General features: G+C 30.2%; 20 protein-coding genes. 4 read left to right on the top strand and 16 right to left on the bottom strand.

Annotated elements, in window-relative coordinates; all coding sequences use genetic code 11:
- Positions 1 to 11: 11 nt before the first annotated feature.
- The 3 genes from lepA to ACWYN7_RS00960 all read right to left on the bottom strand — a co-directional run bounded on the left by lepA (position 12) and on the right by ACWYN7_RS00960 (position 3,403).
- Positions 12 to 1,808 carry a translation elongation factor 4 gene (lepA, locus tag ACWYN7_RS00970; protein ID WP_462857977.1) on the bottom strand — a complete coding sequence of 599 codons (1,797 nt, stop codon included), beginning with the start codon at positions 1,806 to 1,808 and terminating at the stop codon, positions 12 to 14.
- A gap of 110 nt (positions 1,809 to 1,918) precedes the next feature.
- Entirely contained in the window at positions 1,919 to 2,194 is a 276-nt protein-coding gene (locus ACWYN7_RS00965) for an EF-hand domain-containing protein (RefSeq protein WP_462857976.1), read from the bottom strand.
- Between the two features lie 111 nt (positions 2,195 to 2,305).
- Positions 2,306 to 3,403 (bottom strand): TolB family protein, encoded by a 1,098-nt coding sequence (locus ACWYN7_RS00960; protein ID WP_462857975.1) that lies wholly within the window; start codon positions 3,401 to 3,403, stop codon positions 2,306 to 2,308.
- Between the two features lie 42 nt (positions 3,404 to 3,445).
- Between ACWYN7_RS00960 and ACWYN7_RS00955 the strand changes: the two genes are divergently transcribed.
- Both ACWYN7_RS00955 and dusB read left to right on the top strand, forming a co-directional pair.
- Positions 3,446 to 4,669, top strand: a complete 1,224-nt coding sequence (locus tag ACWYN7_RS00955; protein ID WP_462857974.1) for a M28 family peptidase — start codon at positions 3,446 to 3,448, stop codon at positions 4,667 to 4,669.
- Positions 4,670 to 4,759: 90 nt separating this feature from the next.
- Positions 4,760 to 5,761 (top strand): tRNA dihydrouridine synthase DusB, encoded by a 1,002-nt coding sequence (gene dusB / locus ACWYN7_RS00950; RefSeq protein WP_462857973.1) that lies wholly within the window; start codon positions 4,760 to 4,762, stop codon positions 5,759 to 5,761.
- Position 5,762: 1 nt separating this feature from the next.
- Here dusB and ACWYN7_RS00945 read toward each other — a convergent pair whose 3' ends face one another.
- The 12 genes from ACWYN7_RS00945 to ACWYN7_RS00890 form a co-directional block, all read right to left on the bottom strand.
- Complete coding sequence (locus ACWYN7_RS00945; RefSeq protein WP_462857972.1) at positions 5,763 to 6,965, bottom strand: ABC transporter permease; 1,203 nt, start codon at positions 6,963 to 6,965, stop codon at positions 5,763 to 5,765.
- A gap of 15 nt (positions 6,966 to 6,980) precedes the next feature.
- Entirely contained in the window at positions 6,981 to 7,376 is a 396-nt protein-coding gene (rbfA, locus tag ACWYN7_RS00940) for a 30S ribosome-binding factor RbfA (RefSeq protein WP_462857971.1), read from the bottom strand.
- Positions 7,377 to 7,396: 20 nt separating this feature from the next.
- On the bottom strand, positions 7,397 to 8,041 hold the full coding sequence (locus tag ACWYN7_RS00935) for a response regulator transcription factor (protein WP_462857970.1): 645 nt from the start codon (positions 8,039 to 8,041) through the stop codon (positions 7,397 to 7,399).
- Entirely contained in the window at positions 8,038 to 8,784 is a 747-nt protein-coding gene (locus ACWYN7_RS00930; RefSeq protein WP_462857969.1) for a sensor histidine kinase, read from the bottom strand. Before ACWYN7_RS00930 ends, ACWYN7_RS00935 begins: the two co-directional genes overlap by 4 nt.
- A gap of 598 nt (positions 8,785 to 9,382) precedes the next feature.
- Positions 9,383 to 10,012, bottom strand: coding sequence for a hypothetical protein (locus tag ACWYN7_RS00925; RefSeq protein WP_462857968.1), 630 nt, complete (start codon positions 10,010 to 10,012; stop codon positions 9,383 to 9,385).
- A 301-nt stretch (positions 10,013 to 10,313) separates the two neighbouring features.
- Positions 10,314 to 10,607: a FoF1 ATP synthase subunit delta/epsilon gene (locus ACWYN7_RS00920; RefSeq protein ID WP_462857967.1), complete on the bottom strand. Its 294-nt coding sequence runs from the start codon at positions 10,605 to 10,607 to the stop codon at positions 10,314 to 10,316.
- A 65-nt stretch (positions 10,608 to 10,672) separates the two neighbouring features.
- Positions 10,673 to 12,184, bottom strand: a complete 1,512-nt coding sequence (gene atpD / locus ACWYN7_RS00915) for a F0F1 ATP synthase subunit beta (protein WP_462857966.1) — start codon at positions 12,182 to 12,184, stop codon at positions 10,673 to 10,675.
- Between the two features lie 154 nt (positions 12,185 to 12,338).
- On the bottom strand, positions 12,339 to 13,688 hold the full coding sequence (locus ACWYN7_RS00910; RefSeq protein WP_462857965.1) for an OmpA family protein: 1,350 nt from the start codon (positions 13,686 to 13,688) through the stop codon (positions 12,339 to 12,341).
- Between the two features lie 115 nt (positions 13,689 to 13,803).
- Entirely contained in the window at positions 13,804 to 14,997 is a 1,194-nt protein-coding gene (gene kbl / locus ACWYN7_RS00905) for a glycine C-acetyltransferase (RefSeq protein WP_462857964.1), read from the bottom strand.
- A 48-nt stretch (positions 14,998 to 15,045) separates the two neighbouring features.
- Positions 15,046 to 18,171 (bottom strand): UvrD-helicase domain-containing protein, encoded by a 3,126-nt coding sequence (locus tag ACWYN7_RS00900; protein WP_462857963.1) that lies wholly within the window; start codon positions 18,169 to 18,171, stop codon positions 15,046 to 15,048.
- A gap of 77 nt (positions 18,172 to 18,248) precedes the next feature.
- Complete coding sequence (locus ACWYN7_RS00895) at positions 18,249 to 19,085, bottom strand: ZIP family metal transporter (RefSeq protein WP_462857962.1); 837 nt, start codon at positions 19,083 to 19,085, stop codon at positions 18,249 to 18,251.
- Positions 19,082 to 19,738 carry a metal-dependent transcriptional regulator gene (locus tag ACWYN7_RS00890; RefSeq protein ID WP_462857961.1) on the bottom strand — a complete coding sequence of 219 codons (657 nt, stop codon included), beginning with the start codon at positions 19,736 to 19,738 and terminating at the stop codon, positions 19,082 to 19,084. Before ACWYN7_RS00890 ends, ACWYN7_RS00895 begins: the two co-directional genes overlap by 4 nt.
- 99 nt (positions 19,739 to 19,837) lie before the next feature.
- Between ACWYN7_RS00890 and ACWYN7_RS00885 the strand changes: the two genes are divergently transcribed.
- Together ACWYN7_RS00885 and ACWYN7_RS00880 are read left to right on the top strand one after the other, a co-directional pair.
- Complete coding sequence (locus ACWYN7_RS00885; protein ID WP_462857960.1) at positions 19,838 to 22,072, top strand: TonB-dependent receptor; 2,235 nt, start codon at positions 19,838 to 19,840, stop codon at positions 22,070 to 22,072.
- Between the two features lie 9 nt (positions 22,073 to 22,081).
- A complete protein-coding gene (locus ACWYN7_RS00880; protein WP_462857959.1) occupies positions 22,082 to 22,564 on the top strand; it encodes a thioredoxin family protein in 483 nt (160 codons plus the stop codon).
- Here the strand turns inward: ACWYN7_RS00880 and ACWYN7_RS00875 are convergent.
- Positions 22,561 to 23,157 carry a hypothetical protein gene (locus ACWYN7_RS00875; protein WP_462857958.1) on the bottom strand — a complete coding sequence of 199 codons (597 nt, stop codon included), beginning with the start codon at positions 23,155 to 23,157 and terminating at the stop codon, positions 22,561 to 22,563. The two genes, ACWYN7_RS00880 and ACWYN7_RS00875, sit on opposite strands and share 4 nt — an antisense overlap.
- Positions 23,158 to 23,244 lie beyond the last annotated feature (87 nt).

Here is a 23,244-nt window from a genome sequence, read left to right as displayed (position 1 = left end):
TTCAAAACTTCTTAATCATTCAATTTTAAAACAGCCATAAATGCTTCTTGTGGAATTTCTACATTACCAACTTGACGCATTCTTTTCTTTCCTTTTTTCTGCTTTTCTAATAACTTACGTTTTCTAGAAATATCACCTCCATAACATTTTGCAGTAACATCTTTACGTAATGCTTTTGTGGTTTCTCTGGCAATAATTTTTGCTCCAATTGCAGCCTGAATAGGAATATCGAACTGTTGTCTAGGAATTAACGTTTTTAATTTCTCAACAATTTTTTTACCAATTGTATACGCATTGTCTGCGTGTAATAATGCAGAAAGTGCATCTACAGGTTGCCCATTTAATAAAATATCTACTCTTACTAATTTCGAAGTTTTCATACCAATTGGATGATAATCGAAAGAAGCGTAACCTTTAGAAACGGTTTTTAAACGATCGTAAAAATCGAATACAATTTCTGCCAAAGGCATTTCAAAAATTAACTCAACTCTTTGTGTGGTTAAATAGGTCTGATTTACAATTTGCCCACGTTTTTCGATACACAAACTCATTACTTGCCCCACAAAATCGGATTTTGTAATAATAGAAGCTTTAATAAAAGGCTCTTCTACTCTATCTAATCTAGAAGGATCTGGTAAGTCTGTTGGGTTATTCAACATAATTATTTCATCAGGTTCCTTTTTTGTGTATGCGTGATACGAAACGTTAGGTACAGTTGTAATTACGGTCATATTAAATTCACGCTCTAAACGTTCTTGAATAATTTCCATGTGTAACATTCCTAAGAATCCACAACGAAATCCAAAACCTAAAGCTGCAGAACTTTCTGGTTGAAATACTAAGGAAGCATCATTTAATTGCAGTTTTTCCATAGAATAACGCAACTCTTCGTAATCTTCTGTATCTACAGGATAAATACCTGCAAAAACCATTGGTTTTACGTCTTCGAAACCATCAATAATTTCGGTTGTTGGTTTGTGAGCATCTGTAATGGTATCACCAACTTTTACTTCTTTAGCAGTTTTAATACCCGTAATTAAATACCCAACATCACCAGTTTTTACGGATTTTTTTACAACTTGAGATAACTTTAAAGTACCAACTTCATCAGCAAAATAATTTTTACCAGTTGCCATGAACTTTATCTCTTGGCCTTTTTTGATTTCTCCATTTATCACTCTAAAATACGTTTCAATTCCTCTATAAGAATTGTAAACAGAATCGAAAATTAAAGCTTGTAATGGTGCTTCTGGATCACCTTTTGGTGCAGGAATTCTATCTATAATTGCCGTTAAAATATTATCAACTCCAAAACCAGTTTTTCCACTTGCGTGGATTACTTCTTCTGGATCGCAACCTAATAAATCTACAATATCGTCTGTAACTTCTTCTGGATTTGCTGATGGTAAATCTACCTTATTTAAAACCGGAATTATTTCTAAATCGTTCTCTAAAGCCAAGTATAAGTTAGAAATGGTTTGTGCTTGTATACTTTGTGCAGCATCTACAATTAACAAGGCACCTTCACAAGCTGCAATAGATCTAGAAACTTCGTAAGAGAAATCTACGTGACCTGGAGTATCAATTAAATTTAAAATAAATGGCTCTCCATTGTGGATATAATCCATTTGAATGGCGTGCGATTTAATGGTAATTCCACGTTCGCGCTCTAAGTCCATATTATCTAGTAACTGATTCTGTTTTTCACGTTCTGTTACAGAGCCAGTATAATCTAACAATCTATCTGCTAATGTACTTTTACCATGATCTATGTGTGCAATTATGCAAAAGTTTCTAATGTTCTTCATACTTCGTTTTCTAACTACTTTCAACTGACAAAGATATGCTATTTACTCACCTTGTCAAATAAAAAAAGCACAATGAAACCATTGTGCTTTTACTAAGATTTTATTGGAGATTAATAATCTCTATCTAACTCTGCAATGGCTACTTTAAACTCTTCCCAATTTATGGTTTCGTCTCCAGATTTGTCATAGCCTTTTAACATTTCTCCTGCTACAATACCTCTTAAAAAGCCAGAAACTCCTGCATCTTTTAGCAAATCTTTAATTTCAGATTTATTTAAAGCTCCGTCTTTGTCTTTGTCATAATTTTGAAAAGCGGCTTCAGGATTTGTAAATTTTTCGTTCATTAACGAATGAATGTCTTTTAATATATTTTCTTTTGCTCCCATAACTTTAAAAATTTGTGTTTGTAAAATTAATCAAAAAAGGAATTTTTAATCTTGTAATTCTGCAATAAACCAATTGGTATCTCTTTTAATTTATTTCAGAATTCAATCCTGTTAGTCTTGCCATTCTGCAATAAATAAGTTGGTATCTCTACCTCCTCCATTATTTCTGTTTGATGAAAAAGCCAGTTTTTTTCCATCATTAGAAAAAACAGGAAAAGCATCGAACGTTTCTCCATGTGTAACTCTTTCTAGGTTTTTACCATCTATATCTATCAAATATAAATTGAAAGGAAACCCTTTTTCTGCTTCAAAATTCGATGAAAATAAAATCTTTTTTCCTGAAGGATGAAAAAACGGGCTCCAATTGGCGTTTCCTAAATCTGTTAATTGGCGCAATTCAGAACCATCTGCATTACAAATGTAAAGCTCCATTTCTGTTGGTTCTACTAAACCTTCAGCCAATAAATCTTTATATGCTTTAATTTCTTCTTTTGTTTTTGGTCTTGAAGAACGGAAGATAATTTTTGTACCATCAGGAGAGAAAAACGCACCACCATCATACCCCAATTCGTCTGTAATTTGTTTTACATCAGAACCATCAATATTCATGGTGTACAATTCTAAATCGCCACTTCTGGTAGATGTAAACACAATTTTATCGCCTTTTGGGGATACTGTAGGTTCTGCATCATATCCTTTTTCATTAGTCAATTGTTTTACAATATTCCCTTCTAAATCCGCAACAAAAATATCGAAAGAATCGTACACTGGCCAAATGTACTTTCCGTTTTTACGCAAAGGTACTTCTGGGCAGTTTTCATCTACTAAATGTGTAGATGCATAAATAATATGTTTATTATCAGGTAAGAAATAAGCACAAGTTGTACGTCCTTTTCCTGTAGAAATCATTGGTGGCATTTTATTTTTAAAATCTTCATCTGCATTCATTAAAAACATTTGATCACAACTTACATTCCAATTTTTATAGTTGGATTGAAACACCAATTGTTTATCGTCGAAGCTCCAATACGCTTCTGCATTATCACCTCCAAAAGTAACTTGACGTAAACTTTTAAAATGGGTTTCTTCAGGATAAATTAAAGAGTTTTTTACTTCATTTTTTTTAGAAACTTTAGTTTCGGTTTGTTTTTTTTCGCTTTTGCAAGAAAGCACAAAGGAAGCTACTACCAGTAAAAAAAGAATTCTCATTTTCTTATTTATTAATTAACTTTGCAAAAATAATATATCTATATGAAAAATAGCATTTTAATTCTCTTTTTAGCGGTTTTATACTCTTGTACTCCAAAAATAAATCAAGAATCTCGAATTAAAGAAGATGTAACTTTTTTAGCTTCGGATGAATTAGAAGGACGACAAACTGGAACTGAAGGAGAGATAAAAGCTTCGGAATATATTGCAAAACGTTTTAAAGAATTAGGTTTATTACAAAAAGGCACCAAAGATTATTTGCAACCTTTTACGTTTAAACCAAAAACAAATCCGCATGACGAAGTAAAGTTTGATGTAAATGGAGATGGAACTATTACAGGAAATAATGTACTTGGTTTTATAGATAACAAAGCAGAAAATACGGTTATTATTGGCGCGCATTACGATCATTTAGGTTTTGGTGGCGAAGGTTCTTTATACAGAGATTCTATAAAAGCCATACATAATGGTGCAGATGATAATGCTTCTGGAGTTTCGGTTTTATTAAATTTAGCGGCTAAATTAAAAGATAAAAACACCAACAATAATTATCTTTTTATGGCTTTTTCTGGTGAAGAAATGGGACTTTTAGGTTCTAATTATTTTGTAAAAAACCCAACAATAGACACCAAAAAAGTATCGTATATGATTAATATGGATATGGTTGGACGCATGAAAAAAGATTCTTCTTTAGCTGTTTATGGTACAGGAACTTCGCCAATTTTTAAACAAATTTTAAAATCGCATAACGATAATTTTAAATTAATTCAGCAAGAATCTGGAGTTGGACCAAGTGATCACACAAGTTTTTATTTGGCAGATATTCCTGTATTGCATTTTTTTACGGGTCAACATGAAGATTATCACAAACCAGGTGATGATTCAGAAAAATTGAATTATGATGGAATGTATTTAATTTCTGATTATATTTTTAATATTATTTCTGATTTAGATGATAATGGAAAATTAGCGTTTAGAAAAACCAAAAACGAAAGCGAAAGTACGCCACGTTTTAAAGTTGGTTTAGGTGTAATACCAGATTACTTATTTGATGGTAAAGGAATGCGTATTGACGGAGTTTCAGAAGGTAAACCTGCACAAAAAGCCGGACTTAAAAAAGGAGATATCGTTATTCAATTAGGAGATAGTACTGTTGTAGATATGATGAGTTATATGCGTGCTTTATCCGTTTTTGAAAAAGGCAATTCAACAAAAGTAATTGTACAAAGAGGAGATGCAGAAGTTGAGAAAGTGATTCAATTTTAAATCATATATATTTATTTTTGTTTATATACTTTGTAGTAGTTATTGGGTTATCAGCCCTAAAAACCTTAATTTTGCACAAAATTTATTTTTTTGGTTAAAATAGCAGACATTGAACTTCCAGATTTTCCATTATTGTTAGCACCCATGGAAGATGTTTCAGATCCACCTTTTAGAGCTTTGTGCAAAGAAAATGGAGCAGATGTGGTGTACACAGAATTTATTTCTTCTGAAGGTTTAATTCGTGATGCCGCAAAAAGTGTTATCAAACTAGATATTTACGAAAAAGAAAGACCTGTAGGAATTCAGATTTTTGGTGCCAATTTAGATTCGATGTTAAAAACCATTGAAATCGTTGAAAAATCAAATCCGGATATTATTGATATCAACTTTGGCTGTCCTGTAAAAAAAGTAGTTTCTAAAGGTGCAGGTGCAGGTATTTTAAAAGATATTGACTTAATGGTTTCTTTAACAGAAGCGATGGTTAAGCACACCAATTTACCTATTACTGTAAAAACTCGTTTGGGCTGGGACCATGATTCTATACGAATTGTAGAAGTTGCAGAACGCTTGCAAGATGTAGGTTGTAAAGCCATTTCGATTCATGGTAGAACAAGAGCACAAATGTATAAGGGTGATGCAGATTGGAAACCAATTGCACAAGTAAAAAACAACCCTAGAATGCATATTCCTGTTTTTGGAAATGGAGATGTAACATCACCAGAAAGAGCCATGGAAATGCGCGATAAATATGGCTTAGATGGTTGTATGATTGGTAGAGCATCTATTGGTTATCCTTGGTTTTTTAACGAAGTAAAACACTTTTTTAAAACAGGAGAACATTTACCAAAACCAACAATTAGCGAGCGCACAGAAATGGCAAGACGTCATTTGCAAATGGCCATAGACTGGAAAGGCGAACGTTTGGGAGTTGTAGAAACCAGAAGACATTACACTAACTATTTTAAAGGAATTCCGCATTTTAAAGAATACAGAACCAAAATGGTTACTTCTGATGATCCTAAAGATGTTTTTAATGCTTTTGATGAAGTAGAAGCAAAATTTGGGAATACTATTATTCCAGAAATTAGATAATTTATTTTTCTACAAATTCTTTAGATATTCTGCTACTTGCAATTTTAGCAGCTACATATCCTAAAGTTGTAATCGTAAATATGACAATGAATAGATTAGAAAATCTAAATTCTACTGGGTAAGCTAAGTTTTCTGTAATCATAAATAAACCAAATTTTATTTGCAAAAATACAGCAATAACCCCAATAACTAAACCAATTGCCATACCTGTAACAGTTAGTAAAAAGCCTTGTAAAACAAATATTCGTTTTATTTCTTTTATGGTAGTTCCTAAATTAAATAAGGTTTTTAGGTTCTGTTTTTTATCAATAATCATCATAATTATAGCTCCAACTACATTAAATAAGGCAATAATTACAATCAATGTAAAAATAAGATAAGACACAAAATTCTCTGTATTTATCACCTTATAGAATACTTCATTTAACTGTTCTTTGGTTTGCACTTTAAAATCAGCACCTAATTTATCTTGTAAATCTTCAGCAATATCATCAACTAAAACATAATCTGTAAGTTTTAATTCTAAAGCAGTAACTTGATTTTCTTTAAAACGCAATAAATTACTAGCTTCTTGTAGATTTACAAAAACAAATTTACTTTCAAAATCTTCTGTACCTGTATACAAACCAACTATTTGAACATTTGTTTTGTAAAATGCATTTGTCGGATTTATAAAACCTGTACCAGGTTTTGGTATCATTATAGACAAAGGTTCACCAAAACTTCTAACTCCCAAAGATAATTTTGCTGCAATAGTTCTACCCACTACAGCCGTTTTTAAGTATTCTTTTTCTAGCCAATTTCCTACACTTAAAGACGAATCTATATTTGTAATTTGGGCATAATTATCTTCTACACCTTTTATATAGGCAATTTCGTTTTTGCTTTGATACTCTAAAAAAACACGTTCTTCAATAATTTTAGAACTTGCTTTTATAGCAGGATTACTTTTTAGTATTTGATTGATATTTTCATCAATAAAAAAAGATTTTCCTTTTACTGCCGTAATTTTAATATCTGGGTCTGATGCATCTAGCAAACTGTAACTAAAAGTTCGCAAACCAGAAAAACCAGAAAGTATAATAAATAAGGCTAAAGAACCAACAATAACACCAAAAGATGCAATTATGGTAATAATATTTATAGCATTATTACTGGTTTTTGTAAATAAATATCTTTTGGCTATGTATAGAGAAAAATTCAATTAAGTATATTGAATTTATATTTTTTTACGTCTTGGTAAAACATCAGGGTTTTTAATAGGATTTTCATCTTCACCCTTTAAAGATTTATCAATTTCTTCTAAATAATCTAAAGTATCATCACCAAAAAACAATAATTCTGGCATTCTTCTTAATTGATTTCTAGTTCTTTTTGCCATTTCATGACGAATAAAAAAAGTGTTCGATTGTACACCTTTTACAATTTCGTCTCTTTTTTCTGATGGAAAAATACTTAAATATACTTTTGCTACCCCTAAATCTGAAGTTACATGAACCTTAGAAACAGATATAATAACACCTTTCATTCCATCTTGTGCAGCTTTCTGCAACACATCTACCAAATCTTTTTGCAGAACTCCTGCAATTTTTCTTTGTCTGTTTGTTTCTTCCATGCCGCAAATTTACGATATTTTTATGGAGTGTATATCTTATTTTTAATAGCATACATTACCAAACCCACTCTGTTTTTTACGTTTAGTTTTATAAACAAGCTATTTCTGTAACCATCTATTGTTTTTGGGCTTAAACACATTCTATCTGCAATTTCTTTATAAGTTAATTCAGTACAGGCCAATTTTAGAAATATAATTTCTTTTTCTTTTAAAACTATTTCTTCATCTCTATTACCAGAAATAGATTTCATTAATAAATTGGTTACATTTTTAGAATGATAAAATCCGTTTTCAGCAATTTCTATCAAGGCTTTTTCTAACACAGATTTTTCAGTATCTTTTAATAAATAACCTATTGCACCAGCCTTTAGCATTTTTAAAACAGTTTTATCATCATCTTCTACAGACAAAGCCATTACATTTACTTTTGGATGATTTTTATGAATCCACTCTGTCGTTTCAATTCCGTTTAAAATTGGCATATTAATATCCATCAAAACAATATCAGGAATATTTTCGGATGCACTTGTAAATTTATCGATTAATTCTTGACCGTTTTTACAAGTATACAATACATTAAATTTTTCAAAAGTGTTTACCATTGTTTGTATGGCTTGCGATAACAATGTATGGTCATCAACAACAACTACCGAAAATTGCGTCATAATTTATAATTAATTTCTAAGGTTGTTCCTTTATTTTCTTCTGATGTAAATACGGCTTCAGCACCAATTAAGTGAGCTCTATTTTTAATATTTATCAGCCCAATACCATCTTTTTTTACTTCGGATGAAAAACCAACTCCATTATCGCTTGCAATAATTCTTAGATTAGTATTAGAATATTCTAAAGTTACCTTTAAGTCTGAAGCTCTTGAATGTTTTATGGTATTTGAGAAAAATTCTTGTAAAATTCTAAAAATGATTATGCTCGATTTTTTATCAATCTCTTGCACCTCACCAATAACATTTAATTTAGAAGCGATAAAATTTAATCGATTAAAACGATCTATTTCTAATTGTATCGCTTCTTTTAGTTCAATATTTTTAATGGCTTCTGGGTTAATCAATTTAGATAAAGAACGGACTTCTGTTAATCCTTGAGAAATGGTTTTTGTTACTTCTGCTATATTCTCTTTAGTTGCATTTTGTAATTGAATTTTTGCCAATGTTAACAATTGACCAATATTATCATGCAACTCCCAACTTATATTTCTTAAAGTTTCTTCTCTAATTTCTATTTGAGTTTCTGCAATTTCTCTTTCAAAACGTTTTTTATCTTCTTCTTGTTTTTCTAATAAAAAGGTTTTCTTTTTCTGAAAAACAGTAAATAAAATTATTAATGCTACCACAATAAAAAGCACTAATAATGATGATATGATAAGAACTATATCTCCTTCTTCTTGCATCTAATTAAACCATATATAAAACACAAATTAAATAAAATAATTATAGAATAAAGTAATTCTCCTCCAAATTCAGCTTTAAAAAAATTAAAATACACAATAGTAAAAAATGGAATTGTTGTAAGATAGAAAATTAAAAACCCAACTGATACCCAAAAAGGCAACAATTTTTTATAATTTAAAACTTTATCAGACATTAACAACTCCTTAAAGTATATGATTATAAAAACACTATTAAGTAAAGCTTCAAAAGGAACAGAATATGATTGTAGCGCTTTTATAAAGAAGCTTAACAAATAAAGAGCATTAAATAAAATGGCTAGAATTTTAATTGTATTTAAATTTCTTTTATTTGATATCAGATGATAATACAATAATGTAAAAATATTAAACTCAAAAAAAGTATAAATATTGAATAATTCGTGGTTATTTACACTTTTAAAATTTAATGCTATTAGGTTGAATATAAAACTATTCAATAAAAACAACACAAAAAACTTATAAAACGAATAACCTTTATATTTTGTATAAAAAACTAAAGCTAATAGTAAAGATAAATATTCAAAATATTTGTAAACTTCTTCAATTTCAAAAGACATTTTTAATCGGTTTTAGGATGCAGGGCGCCCCTGTTTAAAGCAGAACTTTCATCATCATCTTGCATAAACCTTAAAGTAAACATAGAGGCTCTATCCACTTTTTTAGTAGTTTCATCTGCATACATATTTAAAACATTTTGCATAGGTACAGGTTTCCCTTTAGACGATTTTAAAGGCTCGTAAGCAACATTCTTCTTATCCCCTATATCTGTAGTTGGCATTAAAATAAAAGAAACTCTATTTTGATATGCTTTTACTTTATAATCTGAAGGATAAGCTGCAGTAAAAATTTTAACTCCTGTTAATTTAATGTCCTTTTCTTTAGATAATTTTTCTATATAAGCAATGTATTGTTTCAATTCATCAATACTAAAAAATTCTGAAATGGTAGCTACCTTCTGTTTTCCATCAGACTTTTTAGTAATATATTCATCTAAAACTTTTTTTTGTCCATTATCGTATTCTTTAAACATACTTGCCATTTCTTTATAAGTAATAGCTTGACTTGGTCTTTTGTTATTAGGATAGCAAGATAAATGATCTGGATCTTCTTTCGATTTTACTTGATTACAAGAAGATACAAGTAACATAAAAGCGAATAAAAAACTTAATTTTATTGGTAGCGATTTCATTATAAATGAATTAAAAATTAATAATGTGAAAATATACTATAAATTTTATAGGTGTACATCAACAGGAATAAAAAAAAGGGTTTTTCCTCTAAAATTTACAATGTTTTCACTTTTGGTATGTTTTGATGTTTAGATGATATTTGAAGTGTTCTATTTACTTAGTTAAATGAGTTTCGAAAAAGGGAAAATTGCTAAAAAAAACATCTTTATTGTAAAGGTGTTTTTTTTAGAACTATATCTAAAATAAAAAAGCCTTAAAACAGATACTGCTTTAAGGCTTTTTTTAATGTATTATTATAAATTAATCAGCTAAAATAATAGCCTTATTATCATTTAATTCTAAAGTTCCAGAATTAATAGCTAATGTTAATATTTTATCATCTGATTCATCTGGAATTAATTTACCATGTAAATCATCCAACTCTAATTTAGTTTGAGAGTGAACATGAATATAAATAGTTCCTTCTTTTAAAACAGAAACTATTGGAGCGTGATTATTTAACATTTGAAACTCTCCATTTAAACCAGGTACTGATAAAGAATCAACTTCTGATGAAAACAATATAGCTTCTGGTGTAACAATTTCTAAAAACATTTTCTTTTAGTTTTTAATTTTTAGTTTTTTGTTATTTAATTATAACACAAAACTTAAAACTTTGTTTATGCTTCTGCTAACATTTTTTCACCAGCATCAATTGCATCTTGAATAGATCCTCTTAAGTTAAATGCTGCTTCTGGATATTTATCTAACTCACCATCCATAATCATATTAAATCCTTTAATTGTGTCTTTAATATCAACTAAAACTCCAGGAATACCTGTAAATTGTTCAGCTACGTGGAAAGGTTGAGATAAGAAACGTTGTACACGTCTTGCTCTATGAACTACTAATTTATCTTCTTCAGATAATTCTTCCATACCTAAAATTGCGATAATATCTTGTAATTCTTTATAACGTTGTAAAATTTCTTTTACTCTTTGTGCACAATCATAGTGCTCATCACCTAAAATTTCAGCAGTTAAAATTCTTGAAGTAGAATCTAAAGGATCTACTGCAGGATAAATACCTAACTCTGCAATTTTACGAGACAATACTGTAGTAGCATCTAAGTGCGCAAATGTTGTTGCTGGTGCTGGATCTGTTAAATCATCTGCAGGTACGTAAACCGCTTGTACAGATGTAATAGAACCTTTTTTAGTAGATGTAATACGCTCTTGCATTGCACCCATTTCTGTTGCTAATGTTGGTTGATAACCTACTGCAGATGGCATACGACCTAAAAGTGCAGATACCTCAGAACCTGCTTGTGTAAATCTAAAGATGTTGTCTACAAAGAAAAGTACATCTTTACCCTGTGCTTCTCCTGCCCCATCTCTAAAGTATTCTGCAATAGTTAAACCAGACAAAGCAACTCTTGCACGTGCTCCAGGTGGCTCATTCATTTGACCAAATACGAAAGTAGCTTTAGAGTCTTTCATTCCAGCTTTATCAACTTTAGATAAATCCCATCCTCCTTCTTCCATAGAATGCATAAAATCATCACCATATTTGATAATTCCAGATTCTAACATCTCTCTAAGTAAATCGTTTCCTTCACGAGTTCTTTCTCCAACACCTGCAAAAACAGATAAACCACCATGACCTTTTGCAATATTGTTAATTAACTCTTGAATAAGTACAGTTTTACCTACACCTGCACCACCAAATAACCCAATTTTACCTCCTTTTGCATAAGGCTCAATTAAATCGATTACTTTAATACCAGTAAATAAAACTTCTGTAGATACAGATAAATCTTCAAATTTCGGAGCAGATCTGTGAATTGGCAAACCATTATCACCGTCTTTACTTAAGTTACCTAAACCATCAATAGAATCACCAGTAACGTTAAATAAACGACCATAAATGTCGTTTCCTATTGGCATTTGAATTGGACTTCCAGTAGCTATTACTTCAGCTCCTCTTTGCAATCCATCAGTAGCATCCATAGAAATAGTTCTAACAGTATCTTCACCAATATGTTGTTGAACTTCTAAAACTAAAATAGAGCCATCAGCTTTTTTAATTTCTAATGAGTCATAAATTTTTGGAAGCTCATTGCTTTCAGTATTGAACTCAACATCAATAACTGGCCCAATAATTTGAGAAACTTTACCTGTTGTTGTAGACATTTTTGTATCTAATTAAATTATTATTGTTTTATATAGGATTTCCCCTCTCTTTTTCAAGGCGCAAAGTTACTTTTTTGATTGCAATTAAAAAAGTTTTTTTAATTAAAAAAGCCTCATCAAATTGATGAGGCTTTTAATATTTTAAAATAAGAGATTAGTTCTTAACTTTAACTTCTACTCTTCTATTGTTAGCTCTACCTTTTCTAGTGCTATTAGTATCTACTGGATTTTCTTCTCCAAAACCTTTAGCAGTTAATCTAGCTTCGTTAATTCCTTTTTTAACAAAGTAATTCTTAACAGCATTAGCTCTTTTATCAGATAACATTAAGTTATAAGCTTTAGTACCTGTACTATCTGCATAACCATTAATATCAAATTCTGCTTTTTCATACTCATTCATTACACTAATCATTCCATCTAATTGCTTAGTAACACCAGATTTAAAGCTAGCTCTGTTAGTGTTAAATAAAATATGCTTAAAAGTACCTTCACCAATTATTTCCTTGTATGATTTTGGTTCTGGACAACCTGAGTTTGATGCTGGACCAGCTTCGTTTTTACAGTTATCATCTTTATCTAAAACACCATCACCATCAGTATCTGGCCAAGGACATCCGTTGTTAGCAGCAGGTCCTGCAACTGTAGGACATTTATCATCTTTACCAACTACACCATCTCCATCAGCATCTGGACAACCTTTGTTTGCTTTTGTACCTTTTTCATTTGGACACATATCATCTTTATCAGCAACACCATCTCCATCTGCATCAGGACAACCATTCATTGCTACTAAACCAGGAACTTCTGGACAAGCATCATCTGAATCTTTTACTCCATCTCCATCTGCATCAGGACAACCATTGAATTCTTCTAAACCAGCAACTTCTGGACAAGCATCATCTTTATCATAAACACCATCACCATCAGTATCTGTTCCTCCAAATTGAATAGTTAATCCTAAAGAAGTTTGGTAATGAGTTTTTACATTATCAGCAAAACCTGCTATAGTGGCATGTTGAAAAGTTAATCCTAGGTTATCATTCATCCAAGTATTGAAACCAAAACCTATATTAGCCATAGCTTCACCCTCTGAATCAGCAGAAACATAAGAACCTCCTAAATATACAAAAGGATCGAACCAACCAGTTTCGCCAAATAAATTATTTAAATCATACTTTACATTAGCTCCAAATGAATAATAAAGAAAATCTGAATCATCTTCTGCTTCTAGATAAGTAATTTTATTAATCGACCCAGCTAACTGCAACGAAAAACCTTTATCTAAGTATCTATCTGCAGTAATTCTAGAAATTGAAGGTAAAATATTCCAATCTTTATTTCCTAAAACATCTTCTAATTGACCGCCAATATCGCTACCATCATAAAAGTCTACTAAATTAACACCAAAGCCAACAGCCCATGGGTTATTTCTATCCTGAGCATTAGCACTGCTAACCATCACTAACGCAAATAAAGCTATCACAGCTATTCTTAATCGTTTCATTATCAAATTTTTAAATTAAAAGTTCTTTATTTTTTATACGCAAAAGTAAGTTGTTAAAACTTATTTACAAAACAAATCTACAAAATATTACTAAAACTACAAGTTTTTATCAATCCTAAATAACTTTTAGCTCCTTTCCAATTTTTGTAAAAGCTGAAATTGCCTTGTTTAAATGATCTACAGTGTGTGCTGCTGAAAGCTGAACTCTAATCCTTGCTTTTCCTTTAGATACAACTGGAAAAAAGAAACCAATAACATAGATTCCTTCTTCTAATAATTTATCTGCCATAATTTGAGAAAGTTTAGCATCGTACAACATTACAGGAACTATTGCTGAATCTGCGCCAACCAAATCGAAACCTGCTTTTTCCATTTCAGTCCTAAAATAATTTGTATTCCATTCTAATTTGTCTCTTAAAGATGTATCTGTAGCAATAAGATCAAAAACTTTTAAAGATGCACCAACAATTGCTGGGGCTAGCGAATTAGAAAACAAATAAGGACGTGAGCGTTGACGTAAAATCTCGATAATTTCTTTTTTACCTGTAGTATAACCACCCATTGCACCTCCTAAAGCTTTACCTAAAGTACCAGTAACAATATCAACTCTATCCATTACATTTTTTAACTCAACTGTACCTCTTCCTGTTTTACCAATAAATCCGGTTGCATGGCATTCATCAACCATAACTAAAGCATCGTATTTATCTGCTAAATCGCAAATTTCATCTAGTTTGGCAACGATTCCATCCATAGAAAAAACACCATCAGTTACAATAATTTTAAAACGATGATTTTGTTTATTCGCCTCAATTAATTGGGTTTCTAGTGAATTCATATCATTATTCTGATAACGATATCTAGATGCTTTACACAAACGAACTCCATCAATAATGGAAGCGTGATTTAAACTATCAGAAATAATGGCGTCTTCTTTGGTTAATAATGGCTCAAAAACACCTCCATTAGCATCAAAAGCAGCTGCGTATAAAATGGTATCTTCTGTTGTGTAAAAATCTGCAATCTTTTTTTCTAATTGTTTATGAATATCTTGTGTACCACAAATAAAACGAACTGAAGACATTCCAAATCCGTGAGTATCCATAATGTTTTTTGCAGCTTGTATAACTTCCGGATGATTAGACAATCCTAAGTAATTATTTGCACAAAAATTGATAACCTCTTCTCCTGTAGAAATTTTTATAATGGTATCTTGTGCAGATGTGATGATTCTTTCTGATTTGTATAAGCCTTCATCCTTTATATTTTGCAACTCTAAACTTAGAGTATCTTTAATTTTACCGTACATTTTTTATGAATTTAACAAACACAAAGTTACAAAGTTTATTTTCTTTAACTATACCTCAACAATATCAATTTCATCATTAATATATATGAGTAGTTTTTTTTCAATTTTAAAACCCATAGTTTTTAATACATGTTCGTACTTTAAAAGCTGTTGTCTGTGCTCTAATGATTTATTACCTGTTTTATAATCAATAATGATTATTGCATTGTAGCTAAAAACCAATCTATCTGGAATAATAATTTGATTATCTACATCTACAATTTCTCTTTCATTATAGACGACTACATCATCTAAAAAATATTTATTTAATTGAGGATGTTGTACTATACCATTAATTTTATCGATGAAAGATTTAGACTCAGTTTCATTTAAAATTCCTTGCTGATTATATTGCGATACAACCTTTTCTACATCACCTTTTGTGTAGATTTTAGATAAAACTTCATGAAATAGATTCCCAAATCCGATGGCTTTTCCTTGAGTTGTATCCCATAATTTTGATGAACTTGCCAGCAAAACTAAATTATGATCCTGCCAAGGCGTAGAAATAAATTTTTCGTGAATTTTAGAAACTGAACTCTCTTTTAGAGGTTTGCTAACTCTAGCTTTATCGCCAAAAGAATACTCTAACACATCATCTTTCCAAAGGTTTTTCTGTTTTAAATAATTTATAAAAATACCCGAAAAATGATGGACGTTTTCTTCTCCTTTTACCGATATTTTTTTATCTGTTATAATGTGCAATTGCTCAACAGCTCTAGTTAATGCAACGTATAATAAATTAAAATTATCGAGCTCTAATTCTTGTCTTTGTTGATGATAAATCGCTTCTCCTCTGCTACTAACTGAAGCTAAACTGGCATTAAAATCGACCAATAATTCTTGAAAATTATCATATGATTCTGGCAAATTATCTAACCAAACTTTTGGATTTATTTGATTGTAAATATTTACATCACAAGGAAAAATAACTACAGGAAATTCTAAACCTTTTGACTTATGAATGGTCATAATTTGAACTGCATTTGCACTTTCTGATGCCACAATACTCAATTTTTCTTTCTTAAGTTCCCAAAACTCTAAAAACGAGCCAACATCTGTCGATTTTCTTTGTTGCTCTAAAACCACATCTAAGAAAAATTGCAAATACGCATCAGAAGTTTCAATCAAATTAAAACTTCGAATAATTTCTTCTATTTTTTCATAAAATGGTAGTTGATGAAACGAGTTTAAATCAAAATATATTCCGTAGTTTTTTAAAACTTCAAATATTGTTTCATTATTCGATTTCGCAAACTCTTTTAAGAAAATATGTTTCGCACTTTTTATTTGTAAATGTTGATGTAAAAAATACAAGATTTCAAAACGTGTTTCTTCGTCGTTCGGATTTTGGATCATCTTTAAAACATCAATAATAAAACCAACTTTACTACTATTTTGCAACAACAAAGTTTCTGAAGACACAATATCGATTCCGTTTTCTGTTAGATAATTTGCAATAGCAATTCCATCTTTTTTTTTGCGTGTTAATACACAAATTTCATCCAAAGAAAAACTTGTTTTCAGTTGATTTATTTGCTCTAAAACTTTCTTCGGATATTTTATTTTCTCATCATCTTTATCCTCCTCTTTATCAAGAAAATTCAGTGATACAAATCCGCCTTTTTTAGCATTTTCTAATTGCTTATTACCATCAACAAATAAGTTTTTATACGATTCATTATTCAGAAAATTTGAGATATGTTGAAAAAATGAATTATTGAAATTGATAACCTCAGAATAACTCCTAAAATTAGTTTCTAAATTTTTAATTTCTTTAGCAATATGAAAAGGATTTTCTGCCTCTGAACCTAAGTCTATAAACTGTTCTGCTTTACCTCCTCTCCATCTATAAATTGCCTGTTTTCCATCGCCAACCAACAGTAAATTACTACTTTCTTGTGCTAATGCATTGTCTATTAACGGAATTAAATTACTCCATTGTAAAACAGAAGTATCTTGCATTTCATCAATAAAAAAATGTTGAAAACGCTGCCCAATTCTTTCGTAAATAAAAGGTGCAGGTTGTTCTTTAATATTATCAGAAATTAGTTGATTAAATTCTGCATTTAATCGTATATTACTCTCTTCTTTTATACTTTCTAATTCTTGGTTGATGTTATTTAAAACTGCTAACGGAATTATGTTTTTTAACACCAATTTATTCAATAAAAACTGACTGTAAACTGCTTTTGCTTTTTGATAAAATGCTATAATTTCTGGAACTATATTTTCTATAGTTTGTGCAATATTATTTGGGGTTGATTTGGCATAATATTGATGATTATCAATCGCTTTTTCTATAGTTGCCGCTCTTGATAAAAAATTAAAATCGACAGATTTTAAGCTAACATCAGCAAAAAATTTAGGAATTGAACCTCTTAAAAAATCTTTTTGACTCAAATTATTGTGTTCTAAAAGCGCCAAACAATCTTCTCCGATTTTAGATAATTCAATTTTTATCTCTTTTTGATGTAAAAATAATTTAGATTTTAAATCCGTAAATTCTTCTAAATTTTTAGTAGAAAGGGTTCTAAAATGCTGAATATCGTCTTCATTTAGCAATACTTTTGCAAACTCGTTTAAATCTCTAGAAATATCCCAAGATTTATCATCATCAGTTTTATCTAAAGAATAATCTATTAAAAGTTTTGTAAGTTTTTTATCTGTACCAATTTTAGAAATTAAAACATCTACAGCTTCATTTAACAAAGAAATTGCATCCATTTCTACTTCAAAATTTAGAGATAATCCTAAATCGTAAGCAAAACTTTTAATTATTTTATGTGTAAAACTATCGATTGTAGTAATTGAAAAAGCAGAGTAATTTTGCAGAATTACCTCTAAAATCTTTTTACTTCTAGTTTGAATTGTAGGTTTATCAACAGTAATTTCTTGAATAATAATTTTAAAGAGATCATTTTCTATACCTTCAGAAAAATCTTCTAAATTAGACAAAACACGCTCTTTCATTTCACCAGCAGCTTTGTTGGTAAACGTAATTGCTAAGACTTTTTGAAAAGTAAAAATATCTTCTGAGCTTAATAAAACTTTAAGATATTCTTTAACTAAAGTAAAGGTTTTTCCACTTCCTGCAGAAGCATTATACACTTGAAAAGTTGCTGTTTTTTGCACAGAATAATTTTATTGCAAAATACAAAAAGCCAAACAGAATCTGTTTGGCTTTTGTAATATTTTGTTTCTTTTCAATTTTAACCTAAACCAACATCTAAAGACATCATTACAATAAAACCACCTATAAACCCAAGTGTTGCGATATCTGTATATTTATCTCTTTGTGTTTCTGGTATAACTTCTTCGACCACTACAAAAATCATTGCTCCTGCAGCAAATGCTAATGCATATGGTAAAATTGGCGTAAAGAAAGAAACTGCTAAAGCACCTAAAACTGCTGCCATTGGTTCTACAATTGCTGATAATTGTCCATACCAAAAACTCTTAAATCTACTAACTCCTTGTCTTCTTAAGGGCATTGCCACAGCAAAACCTTCTGGAAAATTCTGAATTCCAATTCCGATTGCTAAAGAAATTGCAGCAATAATCATTTCTGTTTGCTCTACACCTACCAATGTAGATGCAGCACCAAATAAAACACCAACAGCTAAACCTTCTGGAATATTATGCAATGTAATTGCCAAAACCAACAAGGTAGATCTATGCAACTCAGTTTTAACACCTTCTACTTCACTATCTTTAAAATTGATATGCAAATGAGGCAAAATCTTATCCATCCCAAAAAGAGATAATGCCCCTAGTGCAAAACCAATTGCAGCTGGTAAAACTTTTACAAACCCTTCTCCAGGACTATTTTCTATAGCAGGCGAAAGCAAACTCCAAAAGCTGGCTGCAACCATTACACCTCCTGTAAAACCTAACATTCCGTCTAAAACAGCTCTGTTTAGTTTTTTAAAAAAGAACACTAAAGCTGCTCCTAAGGCTGTTAATCCCCAAGTAAAAAGTGAGGCAAAAAATGCTGCTTGAATTGGATGTTCTTTTCCAAAAGCAACTAATTGATCGAATGTATTCATAACTTTTTAATATATATATTATTGGCTATTTTGTTAGAAATAGATAGTTTTTGATCTTCTATTATTATGGTTAAAGAATCATCGTAATCTTCTTTTTCTAAAACTTTTATTTTTTTACCTAAGGTAATGCCTTTTTTATCTAAAAATTGTAGAAATTCTGATGAAGAATCATCTACACCAACACAAACTCCAGATTCAGTTTTTAATAATGATGATAACAAAATTTTATCGATAACATTTAAATTTCCATCTTTATCTGGTATTGGATCTCCATGAGGATCGTGTGTAGGAAAACCCAATAAAGCATCTAATTGATTTATTAATTTTGGCGATTTTATATGCTCTAACTGTTCTGCAACTTCATGAACTTCATCCCAAGAAAAATTAAGTTTATCTACTAAAAAAACTTCCCAAAGTCTATGTTTACGAACTATGTTTGCCGCTATTTTTTTACCAAAAGAAGTTAATTTAACACCTTGGTATTTTTTATAAATCACCAATTCTTTTTCTGATAACTTTTTAATCATATCAGATACAGATGAGGCTTTTGTAACTAATTTTTTAGCAATTGCATTTGTACTAATTCCTTTATTAGAAATTGCCTCTAAATGATAAATTGCTTTTATATAATTTTCTTCAGACTGACTAAACATCAATATAATTTAAAACACAAATATAGTAAATTTTGACTTATTTAATAATGTTTTTAGGTTTGTCTAAATTTTATTTTACATTTGCTTAAATTTAAAAAAATGAAGCCCTTAATTCTTGTAATTATCTTATGCTTAGCAAATAACATATTTAGTCAAACTATTTCTGGAAAAATAACAGCAGAAAATGGTGATGAAATTCCGTTTGCAAATATTTATTTAAAGAAAACGAAATTCGGAACTTCATCCAACGAAAAAGGGTTTTACGAGTTAAAAAACATAGAAAAAGGAACATATACCATTGTTATTAGCAGCATTGGTTATCAAACAAAATCTTTAAAAATCACGCTTAAAAACAATCAAAATTTAATTAAAAATTTCACTTTATCTGATGATAATTCTTTGGATGAAATTGTAGTTTCTGGAACTTTAAGACCAGTTTCTAAAACCGCAAGTCCAGTGCCAGTAGAAGTGTATAGTGAGGCTTTTTTTAAGAAAAACCCAACGCCTTCTGTTTTTGAATCATTACAAAATGTAAACGGAGTTAGACCGCAATTAAACTGTAATGTTTGCAATACTGGCGATATTCATATCAATGGTTTAGAAGGCCCATATACTTTTGTTTTAATTGATGGAATGCCAATTGTAAGTGGTTTATCTACAGTGTATGGTTTAACAGGAATTCCGCAAGCTTTAATAGAAAGAGTAGAAGTTGTTAAAGGCCCAGCATCTACTTTATATGGTTCTGAAGCTGTTGGCGGAATTATAAATATCATCACAAAAAAACCAACAAATTCACCAAAATTATCAACAGATACTTTTGTAACTTCATGGGGAGAAATAAATACAGATTTAGGGTTACGCTACCAATTATCAGAAAAAACACAGGGATTATTAGGGATTAATTATTTTAATTTTCAAAATAGAATTGATAATAATGAAGATAATTTTACGGATTTAACACTTCAAAATAGAATATCATTTTTTAATAAAATCAACATTGAAAGAAAAAGTAATAAAGTTTTTACAATTGCTGCGAGATATGTTTACGAAGACAGATGGGGAGGAGAATTGGATTGGGAACGTGAATTTAGAGGAACAGACATTAAATACGGAGAAAGTATTTATACAAACAGGTGGGAGCTTTTTGGTACATATCAACTACCAACAACAAAAAATATAAATTTTCAGTTTAGCGCAAATGGGCATTATCAAGATTCTTTTTACGGAACTGATGCTTATGATGCTGAACAATTTATTGCATTTGGACAATTGGTTTACAATAAACAAATTAAAGACAAACACGATATTTTATTAGGCTTAGCTTATAGATACACTTCTTATGATGATAATACTTTTGCAACTTTTGAAGAGGATGGAATTACAAATAAACCGTCTATAATTCATTTACCTGGTATTTTTTTACAAGATGAAATTAGTTTAAGCAACCGTAAAAAATTACTATTAGGTGCAAGATGGGATTACAATAGCATTCATGGAAATATCTTTTCTCCAAGAATAAATTACAAATGGAATTCTAGAAATAATGCTAATATTTTTAGAGCAAGTATGGGTAATGGATTTAGAGTTGCCAATGTTTTTACAGAAGATCATGCTGCATTAACTGGTGCCAGAGAAGTTGAGTTTGAGGGTGATTTAGATCCTGAAACTTCATGGAATGCAAACCTTAATTTTGTAAAGAAAATTAATACAGAAAACAGCTTTATCACCTTAGATGCTAGTGCTTTTTACACCTATTTTAACAACCGAATTCTACCTGATTACGAAACAGATGTAAACAAAATTATTTATGCTAATTTAGATGGACATTCAGTTTCTAAAGGAGTTTCATTAAACGCAGATGTACTTTTTACAAACGGCTTATCTTTTAATTTAGGTGCTACTTTAATGGATGTTTCTGTTACTGAAAATGATATTAAAACCAAGCAATTATTAACCGAAAGTTTTAGCGGAGTTTGGTCTGTTTCTTATCGTTTTACTAATGATTTAAAATTAGATTATACAGGAAACATTTATGGCCCAATGCGATTACCATTATTAGGTCCTAATGATTTAAGAGACGAATATTCGCCTTGGTATAGCATACAAAACATTCAATTGTCGAAAAAGTTTTCTAATAGTTTTGAAGTTTATGGTGGAATTAAAAATTTATTGAATTTTACACCACCAGCCAATAGCATTTCTAGAGCTTTTGATCCTTTTGACCAACAAGTAGATCCAAACAATCCTGATGCTTTAACTTTTGATCCTAGTTATGTGTACGCTTCTAACCAAGGAATTAGAGCTTTTGTAGGTTTACGCTACACCATATTTTAATTAAAACTGATGAAAAGCAAACTTCTAATTATCATTTTTTTCTTCGGATGTTTTGCCCTAAAAGGGCAAAACTCAAAAATTAAACTAAAAGAATATTCGTTTTCTGAAGTTGAAAGTTTGCAAAAAATCGACCCCAAACCTCTATTTATTTTTATCTACACAGATTGGTGTAAAATCTGTGAAGGAATGAAAAAAACAACATTCAAAAACAATAAAATAATTGAACTGTTAAACAATCATTTTTATTTCATTAGATTAAATGGTGAAGAGACCAAAGACATCACATTTTTAGGCAAAACTTTTGTTTATAAACCTTCAGGTAATAAAACAGGCACACATGAGTTAGCTAAAGAATTGGCTAACATAAATGGAAAAATAAGTTATCCAACAACTACAATTCTAAATTCAAAATTCGAAATAGATATTCAGATTGATAGTTACATCAACAGTAAAAAAATGAAAAAATTATTAGAGAACTATCTTAACCATTAATGCTTCATCTCCCAGATACGTTTTCTGCCTGTATCTCTCCTAACTCTACTTTTTCTTGAAGAACCTCCTCCTGAACCAGAAAAAGAAAAACGATAAACTAAACCTCCACCAACATATATATGTGAACCTTGTTTTTGCAAACCATAATAATTAATCTTGTACATGGCTTGTCCATTTAGTCCAAATCTATCAGAAAACCAAAGTGTTCCTCCTCCACCAACATTTATAAACGGTGCTAAATAGTCTTTGGTATCTACCAAACTACCCCCTAATAAAGCATAAATAGCGAGTTTGTTTTCAGAAGTACCAAAATCGTACCTAATATTACCATCAAAGGTTGTATACTGTTTCCCATCGTTTCTAGACGTTGAAATTGCAGCAGATAAGGTTATATTTGTAAATGCATAGGTAGCCAAGGTTAATCTTGGAAATTGATCAGAATATCTGAATCCAACAGAAGAGCCATCTTTTTCTGAGTAAAGTAAACCAGCTGCTCCAACACCAACAGCCCATCTATTATTGGCATCTTGTGCATTAACATTGCTTTTAATTAATACTATAAAAATTAAAAGGATTAAAATTTTAAGTTTCATAATCATAGGGTTTTATTCGTATTCATAACTTCTTTTCTTACAAATATATTATAATATTGCATAAAACATATTTATCCATTGTTTTTT

It is taken from the genome of Polaribacter sp. M10 (assembly GCF_054968445.1).
Note: the sequence above shows the minus strand (reverse complement) of the source record. Positions and strands in the feature narration are given on the sequence as shown.